Below are 13,405 nucleotides of genomic sequence, written 5' to 3' on the forward strand. Positions count from 1 at the left end.
AACGCTTCGCTTCTCCAGGTTTTTTCTGTCCTCTCCGTTAATGTGTAAATAGATAGTTCAATTTATATGGTAAAAAATTCAAAAAAATTACTCAGTATTAATGCCCATTATTTATGTGGTCGGTCGTTCATTATATTTGGCGACCCCGCCTGATTTCTCCAGCCGTTTAGAGAGGAAACCGATAAAGATCGGCAACAAAATTGCCGTGGTCACAACACTTGCCGCAATCTGCACCGTAGCAATCTCCGCAATAGGGCCAAATGAAGCGTTGGCAGCTACGATGGCGGCTGGTGTACCTACCGCATTCCCTGCTGTAGAACCTTCGGATGCGCCAACAATGGGATTCCAGCCGATGGCTTTGAAGAGCAAGTATCCAACCCCGCCTGTAAGAATCACAGTCAGCACGCCGAGCAGAATTCCACCAAGTCCACCTTGGATAATGGAGGAGAAGTTGATGCCCATACCAAGTGCAAAGGCAAAAAACGGAACGAGCTTGTCACTGCCTTTGTGCAACCATTCAGCCATGTTACGATCCAGATTACCAATAATGACACCAACGATCAGTGGAAGCAATACCGCAACAAAGGACATCGGAGAGAACATACCGTTCGCAAAGCCCATCGCACCAAAGATCGAGAGCGCTACCATCGTTAGAAATGGACCGTCACTAAGTGCGAGGAACGGGTAGGCTGCTTTATCATCTTCTTTGCCATATTGACCTGCAAGTGCAATGTAGAGGCCGCCGTTGGAGTTCGTCATAGCTGCAATAATGGCAAGCGGAGCAAGTCCTAGAAATAAGCCGTTTGAGTCAGCGAGTAGAATAGCGATGAAACCAAGACCAGCACCGATTACCCACTTGAACGTAAGCAGGGTCAAACCTTTGCCGACAGAGGAACCAGCTGTTTTAAATGTGATCTGTGTACCTGCAATTAACAGGAATAATGCAATGAGTGTGCTCGCACTGTTTACAAAAAGAGCTTCTGTAAATCCACCGATGCGTAGAGCATTCGGGAAAAATGTATTGATCGTTGCACCTAGCAACAGGGGAACAACCATCATACCGCCAGGGATGCGATCGAGAGTAGCTTTAATGTTCATAGTCGTAGCTCCTTATGAAGTAATCGTTTTCTTAAGCGCTTGCAGAGACTATGTTAGCTTATGTTGTTTAAATTAGCAACAATAAATTATTGTAAATTTAAATTAAGTGCACTTATGTTTAAAAATGCAACACATTATCATACGTAGTCCAATATCCATTAAACGAGCATAAGGAGTGCTGCTTTTGAAAAAGAAACCCGCAAAAAAAGCCCATAAAAAAAGACGTAAACTTAAAGTTAATCTTTAAGTTTACGCCATAATGTGGCTCGGTTAATCCCCAGACGCTCAGCGGCTTTGGATTGATTATTATTTTCTTCCTGTAGCACTCGCTTAATGACTTCCTGCTCAATTTCTTTTAATGTGCCACCAAGCTTCATTGCACTTACATTTGCCGCAGACTGTTGATGAAGTAGACGGGTTAAAGTGCCCCTCGTAATGACATAATCCGGTTCATTCAGCGCAGCTTGTTTGATCAGATGTTTCAGTTGATTGACGTTCATCTGTGCGGCCTGATCCCGAATTATCTGTACTGCATCCTCCTTGATTCGTACAGCGGTAGTGCCGTATTTGTGATAATACCCCGTCAGGAAATGCTGCATCAACGGTTCAAGATCCTCCGTACGTTCGGCCAGGCTTGGCATCATGAGTGTGTTCAGCTTCAGCCGGAGTGTCCAATTCGGATCAGGCACTTGCTCACTTAGAATAAACAGACCGATGTTGTTTTGGAGACAGGTCTCGATGAAGGTAAGCAGCTCAGGATCGTTCAGGCGTGATTCGATCTGATTCAGCTCGACCGTTTTCACCTTGGTTAACGGGATTTTGTGCAAATGACCTGAAGGAACCTGGGAGAGATCAATTTGCAACAAAAGTCCACCGCCAGCATGTATCTGATGCATATGTTTGACCAGAAAGGATTTACCAGAGTCGGCTTCGCCCAATAAGTATATCGCTTCATTATGCGAATAGAGTGCGCGGATATTCTTTAATACAGCCTGCATGGCAGGTGATTCGGCAACGATGGGCTCCATCGAGGAATCGGTGAACGTGGTGATGCCGAATTGTGCAAATGCGTAAGGTTCTCCTTTTTCCAGCAGATACACCTTGTAGCTCTTGTTATCCAGCTTGGTTTCATAAGCCTGCACCGTCAATTGATAATCGTCTACCATAAACACGTTCTGAATTTTGGATTGATGGAACTCCAGACTTGTGTTCATTAGATACAAGTGATTTTCGGTGAGTGGATTATGATCAAAATCAGCCCAGTTTTCAAAAACTACTTCGTCCTGTTCGTCCAAAATCAGCAGATTCCGATGCTCTTGGGTCACGAGATCATGGAGTATGATGGAGACCGTCTGATTTTTGCTCAAATAACGGTAGACTAGCTGTGCATCCTCCATGGCTCTGAGAATGGATTCGGTGCCCGATTGAATCAATAAACCGTCCAGACCGTAGGCCTTTGCGGTATTCACGGTAATAACGTCACCCACAATCTGCTGGTACCCAGAGGCCTTCAACTCCAGTAGTAACCTGGCGACCTCTTCGGAGCTATGTATGGTGTAAACTTTGAGCGGCAGATCCATCAGGTCGATTATGGACTGTGCGCCAGATGTAATGTTGGAGAATCCAACGATAGCTGTATGTCCGTTAAACTGGCTTGCCAGTGTGAGAGAACGAATCATGTCATAGCCAGATAGCTGCACATCGATGACAGGAACGGCCACCGCCTGTTTAATAAGTTGCGCGGTTCCGCCGCGGCTAATAATAATTTCTGCACCGTTTTTCTCAGCTTGAATGGCCAGCTCTACCCCTTTTGCCAAGTCACCCACATCGGTCTGGATGGATAGCTCAGGATAGTGAGGTATGCATTCTTCTATAATAGGAATCATCGATTCATAAGGAGCGATGAAATGAACTCGTGTACGCATAGTTTTCCTGCCTTTTATAAAATCATTGATCCCTTTATTATAGCTAATTTGAAGAAGAAAGGCATCTTTGAAGAGGAGTGAAGCGAGGTATGAAGAACGATGTGACGAACTGCACTGAATCAAAACAACATGTATTTCAAAATTAAAGCATTGGGGAAGGGATTTACTAAGTGCATAGTTAGAGCGCGTTTGCGACATCAAAGCTAATTTATATAAAGGAGTCGAGACATATGCCCAATATACATAAAGCCGCTGATCCAGACCATATTATCCAGTGTGTGGTGGAGCGATTCCCTTGCAGAGTGCTGTGGAGCGAAGGCCGTCCGTGCCTGGAGTATCAGCGGCAAGAGGATGTGGCAGAGATTACAGAATACGTGCGGACTGCGTATGGTGTGGAGCTGCTGGATGTCTTTTTTACAGCGGTGGAGAGCCTGCCTGAGGAGATGTAGCCAGAGCTTAGAATCATTTTAATGAAACGTATGCGGTGTTATTCATGTATTATATTCATATGAACATACCCGAAGGAGGAACAAATGGTGGGAATCTTATCGAGGTTTAGAGACGTGATGAAGGCCAATGTGAATCATATGCTGAACCGGGCAGATGATCCGGAGAAAACGGTGAACGAGTACATGCGGAGCCTGAGCAGTGACTTGGGACAGGTGAAAGCGGAGACAGCCGCGGTACTGTCGGATGAAAATCGGGCCAAGCGGGCACTGGATGAGTGCCAAGCTGAGGTGAACAAGTTGCAACGTTATGCGGAGAAATCAGCGGAGTCAGGTGATGTGGACAAGGCACGCAGCTTTTTGGAGAAAAAAGTGAAGCTGGCTGACAAACGCAATGAATTACAAGCGGCATATGACCGGGCCTCCGCCAAAGCGCAGATGATGAAACACATGAACGACAAACTTGTTGCAGATTTGGGGACATTGGAGGCAAGACATGCAGAGCTGAAAGGCCGCATGGCTGATGCGAAGGCAAAGCAGCAGTTGAATGAACAAAATGCATCTGCGAGCCGTGCTGAATCTGCGTTTAAAGCGATGGAAGATCAAGCGAATCAGGCATTAAATGAAGCGGAAGCACTTGCCGAGCTTCGTGCAGGCACACAGGAAGATGATCTGGATGAACTTATTGCACAGCTGGAGCGGGATATGAACGCGGATGCGGGTAATAGGAATAGAGAGAATCCAAGTCCAAGTGCGGACGAGGAACTGGCAGCGATCCAGGAGAAACTAGGGAAGTAAGACATCCGATTTAGACACGGAGGTGAACAGATGCCGGTATTAGAGTATAAATGTCCGAATTGCGGCAGCGGCATGATTTTTGATAGTGTGTCCGGTGCATTATCTTGTCCGAGCTGCGGGCGGCAGGACAACATTGAACAGCTCCCTGATCCCTTGAAGAAGCAGGTGTTTACGGAGGGGGAAGTGAAGGAATATCACTGCAACAGCTGCGGAGCAGATATCGTGACCGAACCGGAGACAAGTGCAACGACATGCAGTTTCTGCGGTGCGGCGGTGGTGCTAAGTGATCGGCTGACGGGCAATTTGGCCCCGGCGATGGTGATTCCTTTTTCCATCAACAAAGATCAAGCGAAACAGGCGTTCAAAAAATGGTGCAGAAACGGTCTGCTCACGCCCGGTGGATTCATGACCGCTGATCGCATCCAGAGCGTTACCGGCATATACGTGCCGTTCTGGCTTTATGATTTACATAACCGAATTGAGGTCCATGCTCAGGGTACCAAGGTACGATCCTATACGCAGGGTGACTACCATTATACGGAGACGCAGCATTTTGATATTTATCGTAAAATTCGGTTGGAATACGTGAATCTGCCCATCGACGCATCGGAAAAAATGAACGACGAGCTGATGGATAAGCTGGAGCCGTTTCCCTACAATGAGCTGAAATTGTTCAAAACCCCGTATCTGGCGGGATATATTGCGGAAAAATACAGTTATTCCGAAGATGAGCTTTTTCCACGGGCCAAGGATAAGACGAGATCCTACATTGATTCTTACATCGCCTCTACCGTATCGGGATATACAAGCGTGAGCTACACCAATAAACATATCGATACCACGCTCAAAAATGCAGACTATGTCCTGTTACCCGTATGGATGGTCAACTATGATTACAACCACAAACAGTACACCTTTGCCATGAATGGACAGACGGGTAAAGTGGTCGGCAAACCACCGATCAGTAAAGCCAAAGTGGCTGGATGGTTTACGGGTGTCGCCGCCGTTTCACTGTTGTCGCTGAAGCTGGTGTCGTGGATGATGGGTGGTGGATTCCTGTGAGCCAAAAAAGACCCGTAGTTGCGATGGCAGCGCTAATTGTACTTCTAGTGACCATGCTCGCTCCGATCTTTCCGATATCATCAGCATCCGCAGCCGAGAACAAAAACCTCATCTACGATGAGGCTAACCTGTTAAGTGAACAGGATCGAAATGAATTAAATGCACTGGCGAATCAGTATTCGGCGGAGCGTCAGACGGACTTGATCATTTACACGACTAACAACGAGGAACAGAAGGAAGATAAGCTTCTGACTCAGGAATTCTACGATAACCGAGCACCAGGGTATGATAAACCTCATGGGAACACCGTTATGCTGACATTGGATATGTACAATCGGAAGGTTTATGTGGCGGGTTTTTATAAAGGTGAAGAATACGTCGACAACGACCGAACCGCTAGAATTACAGACAAAATTTACTCGGATTTATCAGAAGGCAATTATCGGATCGCTTTTGAAAAGTTTCTGAACCTGTCTTACGAATATCTGGATCTCAAGCCTGGAGTGAACCCGGATAATATTTTATTCAAAACATGGTTTCAGCTTGCCGCATCTGTAGCGATTGGTGGTATTGTCGTTGGTGTCATGACCTATCGTTCGGGCGGACGTGTGACGGTGAACCGCGCTACTTATGAGGATTCGGATAACTCTCATGTGATTGATCGTCAGGATCGATATATTCGCACAACGGTCACGAAGACCAAAATTGAGAAAAACAATAACAACAGCGGAGGCGGCGGTGGTGGAGGTACGACCGCAGGTGGACATTCGCACAGTGGTAGTAGCCGATCGTTCTAACCGCAATAACCAGACATATCGTCAACATTTATTGAATGATGGCACAACGTAGATGAAGCTTGATAGGGTTACTATAGAAGGGACGGGATCGAACATGGGATTTTTCAGAAATCAGTTCTCCAATGTAGTGGAATGGGAAGAATTCAGAGATGATATGATCTTCTGGAAGTGGAACAACCGAGAGATTAAAAAGGGCAGTAAGCTGATTATCCGCTCGGGACAGGATGCGATTTTCCTGAATAACGGTAAGGTGGAAGGGATTTTTGAGGACGAAGGTTCGTTTAATATCGACTCGGAGATTATTCCGTTTCTGTCCACGCTAAAAGGATTCAAGTTCGGATTCAACAGCGGTATGCGGGTTGAGGTATTGTTTGTGAATACAAAGGAGTTCACCGTCCGCTGGGGTACGCAAAGTCCGGTACTGATTCCGACACCGCAGCTTCCCGGCGGTATGCCGATTCGGGCGAACGGAACGTTTAACTTTAAGGTTAGTGACTATGTCACCCTGATCGATAAAATCGCAGGCATCAAACAGAGTTACCTGGTGGAGGATGTCAAAATCCGCATCACGTCTGTGCTGGATCAGCTACTGATGAAGTGGATTAGCCGTGAGGGCAAGGACATGTTCAATCTACAAGCGAATGCATCGGATATTGCACGCGGTATTCAAGAGGATCTGGATATGCAGATGATGGATATCGGGATTGGCATAACCGGTTTCCAGGTGATGAGCTTTAACTATCCGCAGGAAATTCAGGATATGATCACCAAAACGGCCTCCCACGAGATGATCGGCAATCTGCAAAAGTACCAGCAGGTGAGTATGACCGACGGGATCTCTTCCGGTAAAGTACAGGGCGGCGGTGCAGCTTCCGATATGGCAGGTATGATGATGGGTATGAACATGGCGAATGAAATGCTGAAAAACATGAACCAGAACAATCAGAACTCCAATCATCAAAATTCAAATAACCAAGGGAATAACCAAAGCAACCAGAATCAAAGTCAACAGCAGAATAATAATGCGGGTGCGCCTTCGTCTTCTGGTGGGGATGGCAAAAAGCCAAACTTCTGTCCGAACTGTGGTGCCAAAAATGAAGGAGCCAACTTCTGTCCGAACTGCGGACAAAAGCTGGCCTGATCGCTTACTAAATCCGGATTCCCGAAGTAACGGGATACCTGAGGTTCAACTTCAATTTAAGCTTATCTAATATATTCTAAGCATAACTCGAATAAAAGGTTAGTTCTACAGGAGATCATATCCGTAGGGCTAACCTTTTATTGATTTTAATTATATAGGAGCGATACGTTTGAATGCGAAGCAAACCCGCTTGATTTTTCATAAAAACAAAGTGTTGACAACCAAAACAAAATCAATTATCTTTATATTAAGATATTTAATTTGAATGAAAGTGACAGCAAGATTAACACAAGAATATACTCAAATAAATATCTTCAAATGATTGAACAGGAGGAGAGATCCAGATGATGATTCCAACATTGACGCGAATTAATGAACTCGCGAGAAAAGCCAAAGCAGGTGGGTTGACGGAGATGGAACAGGCTGAACAGACTCGCCTTCGCCAGGAATATTTGCAGACTTTCCGTGGTTCAGTCAACGACATTTTGCTGAATGCCACCATCTACGATCCAAACGGCGATGACGTGACTCCAGATAAATTGAAACAAGAGCAGGCTTCCAGACAGAATCCATAGATTTTGTTGCAGAAGCAGAGGGGCACTAAACGTTCCCTGATCGGGAGTTCACGATAAACTGTGCTACTCGTACGGATGTTAGTCTCAATCCGGCACGAGTAGCACAGACCATATATCTTAATTTAAAGATAATATAATTCCACTATAAATAAGCATACAAACCAAGGAGGAAATAATCATGAATATTCAAACGACAGGCATCCACCACATTACCGCTTTTGCTGGAGATCCACAAGCTAACGTTGATTTTTACGCCGGAGTTCTGGGACTTCGTCTGGTGAAAAAAACAGTAAACTTCGATGCACCGGATGTATACCATCTGTACTTCGGAGATGAGCACGGCAGTCCAGGAACCATTATTACCTTCTTCCCGGCGGCTGGTTCACCACGAGGCCAGATTGGCGGCGGTCAAGTCGGCATCACTTCATATGTCATTCCACCGGGTTCTATGGACTTCTGGCAAAATCGTCTGGAAAGTTTTAATATCGAAGTGACTCGAACTAACCGCTTTGATGAGGAATTGCTGCAATTCGAAGATAGCGAAGGCTTGCGTCTGGAGCTTGTTGAGCGGGAAGAAGGAGCGGCAAATACTTGGGTGCAGGAAGGTATTCCTGCTGAACATGCAATCAAAGGGTTCGGTGGAGCCGTACTGTTCAGTGTGAATCCGCAGCGTACGATGGATGCACTTGAGCGTATTCTCGGATTTGTGAAATTGGGCGAAAATGAAGAATATGCCCGCTTCCGTTCCATCGGAGACATTGGCAACATCGTGGATGTGCCTGTTACCCGCGTGCCACTTGGTATGGGCGGCGCAGGAACGGTGCACCATATCGCATGGCGTGCAGTCGATGATGCACAGCACGCGCAGTGGAGCGAAGCCGTGCGCGAGTATGGCTACCAGCCGACTCCGGTACGGGATCGCCAGTATTTTAACGCGATTTACTTCAGAGAAGCTGGCGGCATCCTGTTTGAGATTGCGACCGATCCTCCAGGCTTTGCCAAAGACGAACCCGCCGAAGCGCTTGGACAGAAACTGATGCTGCCAGAGTGGTTTGAGCAATACCGGACTCAGATCGAGGATAATCTGCAGCCGATTCAAGTCAGAACACTTACGCCTGTCACAGCTGTGACAGAGTGACTTAGAGAGATAAAGGAGCATTGAGGGATGATGGAGAAAAAGGTCACCTGGCTGGAGCTGTTCTATGATTTGCTTTTCGTCGCGGCAGTCTCCAAAGCAGGCCATGTCTTGTTACATGCCGAGCACGGCGTCATTACATGGGAATATTTATTAAAGTTTGTGTTAATCTTTATCCCGGTATGGTGGGCGTGGGTAGGCCAGACCTTGTTCATCAACCGTTATGGTCAGGATATTCTGAGCCATCGGATTTTCCTCATCCTTCAACTGCTGTCGGTTCTCATTATGACGGCGAGTCTTTCGACTCATTTTGACGAACACTATCTATCCTTCTTCGTAGGTTATATTGGTTCCAGAGCATTTACCGCGATTCAGTACCTGACGATCCACAAATCGAAAAGCGAGCATCAGCAGCAGGCCGCCCGTTTCCTGGGCCTCTCGTTTATCATTGGCATCGTGATCTCATCGGGTTCGCTGTTCTTTGATTCTTGGGTGCGGTATGTAATTTTGTATGCCGGAATTGCCGTGGATATTATTTTACCGCTGCTTGGTCGTAAAAATCTGGTGAAGGTGCCTGTGCAGACCCATCATCTGCTGGAACGTTTTGCTCTCTTTACGCTCATTCTGCTAGGTGAATCCGTTGTCAGTATTATCGCGGTATTGTCGGCCGATCAATGGGATTTGAAATCAATCTTGTTTGCCGTCTTTACGTCCCTGTTTGTCATCGCCATGTGGTGGCAGTACTTCGATAACGTGGAGAAAAAAGTGAGCAAAGAGATGCAAACCGCCGGGCAGGCGATCATCTACGGGCATCTATTTATCTACATCTCCCTGAGCATGATCGCTGCTTCGATCCAACTGCTGTACCAGAACCTGCTGAGTTATGAGTTTATGCTTGCGTTTGTATTTGGCTCGGTGCTACTGTATTTCCTGTCAACAACCCTTGTGTTTCATCGCTACAGACACCCGCATCTTCGCCTCCGTCCAGTTCATATGATAGTCATGGTGGGCTTGTTAGTGGCCTTTGTGGTGGTGGATCTAATCTACCGCGTTCCCGGATATGTCATCATGGGTGAGGATATGTTGTTCTTTCTGGTATATGCGAAGCTGACGACTTGACCTGTGTTTATATAAAAAAGAAGCAAGAGCCACGGACGACTTTGTTCGTGGCTTTCATTTTTGCTATAAGAGCATAAATATTTCTCATATATTTTCATGTAGGCAATCTGTTAAGATGGGACTAGGTACAAGTAAATCAGCCATATCCATGAAGTTCGTTCTATTTTTAAATGAGCTTAGTCGGGGAAAGAGCGATATTAAGGTTATTTTGCCATCGTAGTAATGGGGGTACGATCTAATCTTGTTTATAAATAGCCGTTTCACACAGATATGGAGATAACATTTCAGGAGGGAAATCATTTGAGTACAAATCTAATTGGTGTTCCATTGGAAGGGTTTGCAGAGTTCAGCCGTACAGTGGCTGCCGAAGGAGCCGTTTTGCTTAAAAATGAAGGACAGGTGCTTCCACTTAGTCGTTCCGAAAACGTTTCAGTTTTTGGCCGGATTCAAGTGAATTATTATCGCAGTGGTACAGGTTCAGGCGGGAGTGTTCATGTCGCGTATACCACGAATCTGCTGGATGGACTACGCAGTAAAAAGAACATTACCGTTAATGAAGAACTGGCAGCGGTTTATGAGAAATGGATCGAGGAAAATCCGTTTGACGATGGCGGCAAAGTATGGGCGGCCGAGCCGTGGAATCAGAAGGAAATGCCACTCACGGACGAATTGGTCGCACAGGCAAGAAGTAAATCCAGCAAAGCTATTGTGGTCATAGGACGTACTGCAGGGGAAGATCAGGATAATGCAGATGCACCCGGAAGTTATCGTCTGACCGACGATGAGAAGGCGATGCTGAAGCATGTGACGAACCATTTTGAACATACAATTGTAGTACTTAATGTCTCCAATATTATGGATATGAGCTGGCTGGACGAAACGGTTTTGCATCCGATTCAAGGTGTAATTTACTCCTGGCACGGCGGCATGGAAGGCGGTAACGCGATCGCGGACGTACTGGCTGGAGACGTGACACCAAGCGGTAAACTGACGGATACGATTGCATATTCCATCGAAGATTACCCTTCTACAAGCAACTACGGAAATGAGTTCAAGAACCTGTATCAGGAAGATATTTATGTGGGGTATCGTTTTTTCGAAACGTTTCGACCTGAAAAAGTACAATTTGAGTTCGGTTATGGCTTGTCTTACACCACTTTTGCCACACAAATCGAGAAAGCTCGCACGGTGACCGAGAACGGTGAGACATCGATCGAGGTTCGTGTGAACGTGACCAACTCCGGTACAACCTATGCAGGTAAAGAGGTCGTTCAGGTGTATTATGAAGCACCGCAAGGGGAACTGGGACAACCGGTGAAAGCACTTGCCGCTTTTGGCAAAACAGGACTATTGCAGCCCGGCGATTCCGAGCTGTTAACGATCCGTTTCCCGGTAAATCACATGGCTTCGTATGATGATGCGGGTGTAACGGGATATGCTTCCGCATACGTGCTTGAAGCTGGAACGTACCGTCTGCATGTGGGTACGAGTGTGAAGCAGGTAGAGCATGTTGGCGTCGACGGCCAAGATGGCTACGTTGTGGACACGGTTCAACTGGTGGAGCAATTGCAGGAAGCGATGGCGCCAACGGAAGATTTTACACGGTTGAAACCGGGCATTCGCAAGGCAGATGGATCATACGAGCTGACTTATGTAGATGTTCCAAAGCGCAAAGTGTCTATCGCGGATCGCATCAAGCAGAACTTGCCGCAAACATTGGAGCAGACGGGAAATCAGGGTTACAAGCTGAGTGACGTGAAGGCGGGTAAAGTGAGTCTGGAGGCCTTTGTAGCTCAACTGAGCGATCAGGATCTGGCAGCAATTGTACGCGGCGAAGGCATGAGCAGTCCGCTGGTTACTTCGGGAACGGCATCGGCTTTCGGTGGTGTGAGTGACAGCCTGTTTAACTATGGCATTCCTGTTGCCTGTACGGCAGATGGCCCGTCCGGTATCCGTATGGATAGTGGGGAAAAAGCAACACAAGTATCTATCGGAACGCTGCTAGCGGCAACGTGGAATGCAGACTTGGTAGAAGAACTGTATGTGATGGAAGGACAAGAGCTGCTTCGCAATCAGGTAGACACCTTACTCGGACCTGGACTCAATATCCGCCGCAGTCCGCTGAATGGTCGTAACTTCGAGTACTTCTCGGAAGATCCGCTGATCTCGGGTGTATTTGCCGCTGCTTGTACGAAAGGTATTATGAAGGGCGGATCTAACGCCACACTGAAACACTTTGCCTGCAACAACCAGGAGAAACACCGTAGCAAAGTCGATGCTGTTGTATCCGAACGTGCGCTACGCGAAATTTATCTGAAAGGGTTCGAGATTGCGGTGAAAGAGGGTGGAGCGAACTCCATCATGACCTCTTACAATCCGATTAACGGACACTGGGCTGCATCCAACTACGATCTGAACACAACGATTCTGCGTGGAGAGTGGAACTTCGACGGCATTGTGATGACCGACTGGTGGGCCATTATGAACGATGTGGTAGAAGGCGGAGAAGCCGATCGCAAGTTCACGAACTGGATGGTTCGCGCTCAGAACGACCTGTACATGGTTGTGCCAAACTATGGCGCAGAGATCAACGGCTGGGACGATAATACAATGGAATCGCTCGAAAATGGAACTTTGACCCGCGGCGAGCTACAGCGCTCCGCGATCAATATCTGCAAATTCATCATGAACGCGCCGGTATCCTCACGCAAACATGAGATTGTAGAGAACGTGGCTTCGTTCCAGGCGAACGCGTCTCTGACTGCGGCAAACGCCCAGTCGCTGGCTGATAATGCACAGATAAAACCTGCGGTAACTGAGCCTGTATATATGAAAGTGGATGAAGCAGGCCAGTACCGGATTATCGTGCAGATTATGTCACCTGAGCCTGAACTGGCGCAAAGTGCATGTAATGTGCTGCTGAATGGTCAGCTTGCTACGACGATTCAAACGAACGGTACAGAAGGCAAATGGATCAGACAAAAGCTGGTGAAAGTGCAACTGGAAGCAGGGGCGTATGAACTCAAGCTTGACTTTACAAAACCAGGATTGCAGATCGATTGGATCGAATTCAAGCAAGTGTAGGTTAGGTTTTAACGGTATGCTTGCGATATAAAAGGTGACATGTAAATGGACTGGCACATGCATGCATTCGGGTCTCTTTCTAAGTAGAAGTGTAATAGTGTGGTGCTAAAACCGTTACTGGGATAATAACAAAGGACACTGCGTGCAGTGTCCTTTTGTTGTCACCGGAGGAGCAGACTGTTATGATCGAGTTACGGGATCGTGGTCAAACAGAATAATGGGGTC

At 46.8% G+C, this 13,405-nt stretch carries 11 protein-coding genes; 9 read left to right on the forward strand and 2 right to left on the reverse strand.

Annotated elements, in window-relative coordinates; translation table 11 throughout:
• Nucleotides 1–111: 111 nt before the first annotated feature.
• A complete protein-coding gene (locus tag H7T88_RS20955) occupies nt 112–1,098 on the reverse strand; it encodes a 2-keto-3-deoxygluconate permease (protein WP_221790126.1) in 987 nt (328 codons plus the stop codon).
• A gap of 236 nt (nt 1,099–1,334) precedes the next feature.
• Nucleotides 1,335–3,023: a PrpR N-terminal domain-containing protein gene (locus H7T88_RS20960; RefSeq protein ID WP_221790128.1), complete on the reverse strand. Its 1,689-nt coding sequence runs from the start codon at nt 3,021–3,023 to the stop codon at nt 1,335–1,337.
• Between the two features lie 230 nt (nt 3,024–3,253).
• Here H7T88_RS20960 and H7T88_RS20965 point away from each other — a divergent pair, with 230 nt between their 5' ends.
• The 9 genes from H7T88_RS20965 to H7T88_RS21005 all read left to right on the forward strand — a co-directional run bounded on the left by H7T88_RS20965 (nt 3,254) and on the right by H7T88_RS21005 (nt 13,180).
• Entirely contained in the window at nt 3,254–3,472 is a 219-nt protein-coding gene (locus H7T88_RS20965) for a hypothetical protein (RefSeq protein ID WP_090924252.1), read from the forward strand.
• 87 nt (nt 3,473–3,559) lie between these two features.
• On the forward strand, nt 3,560–4,267 hold the full coding sequence (locus tag H7T88_RS20970; protein WP_221790190.1) for a PspA/IM30 family protein: 708 nt from the start codon (nt 3,560–3,562) through the stop codon (nt 4,265–4,267).
• A gap of 30 nt (nt 4,268–4,297) precedes the next feature.
• A complete protein-coding gene (locus H7T88_RS20975; RefSeq protein ID WP_154891530.1) occupies nt 4,298–5,329 on the forward strand; it encodes a TFIIB-type zinc ribbon-containing protein in 1,032 nt (343 codons plus the stop codon).
• 23 nt (nt 5,330–5,352) lie between these two features.
• The gene (locus H7T88_RS20980; RefSeq protein WP_154891589.1) at nt 5,353–6,126 is read left to right on the forward strand and encodes a TPM domain-containing protein; all 774 of its coding nucleotides are present in this window, start codon (nt 5,353–5,355) and stop codon (nt 6,124–6,126) included.
• Nucleotides 6,127–6,220: 94 nt separating this feature from the next.
• On the forward strand, nt 6,221–7,267 hold the full coding sequence (locus H7T88_RS20985) for an SPFH domain-containing protein (protein ID WP_154984859.1): 1,047 nt from the start codon (nt 6,221–6,223) through the stop codon (nt 7,265–7,267).
• Nucleotides 7,268–7,614: 347 nt separating this feature from the next.
• Nucleotides 7,615–7,842, forward strand: a complete 228-nt coding sequence (locus tag H7T88_RS20990) for a DUF896 domain-containing protein (RefSeq protein ID WP_090924289.1) — start codon at nt 7,615–7,617, stop codon at nt 7,840–7,842.
• Nucleotides 7,843–8,020: 178 nt separating this feature from the next.
• Complete coding sequence (locus H7T88_RS20995) at nt 8,021–8,980, forward strand: ring-cleaving dioxygenase (protein WP_221790130.1); 960 nt, start codon at nt 8,021–8,023, stop codon at nt 8,978–8,980.
• 27 nt (nt 8,981–9,007) lie between these two features.
• Nucleotides 9,008–10,096: a low temperature requirement protein A gene (locus tag H7T88_RS21000; protein ID WP_221790132.1), complete on the forward strand. Its 1,089-nt coding sequence runs from the start codon at nt 9,008–9,010 to the stop codon at nt 10,094–10,096.
• A gap of 270 nt (nt 10,097–10,366) precedes the next feature.
• Nucleotides 10,367–13,180, forward strand: a complete 2,814-nt coding sequence (locus H7T88_RS21005; protein WP_423246151.1) for a glycoside hydrolase family 3 C-terminal domain-containing protein — start codon at nt 10,367–10,369, stop codon at nt 13,178–13,180.
• Nucleotides 13,181–13,405 lie beyond the last annotated feature (225 nt).

Source organism: Paenibacillus cucumis (ex Kampfer et al. 2016) (assembly GCF_019748695.1).
Classification (GTDB): Bacteria; Bacillota; Bacilli; order Paenibacillales; family Paenibacillaceae; genus Paenibacillus; species Paenibacillus polysaccharolyticus.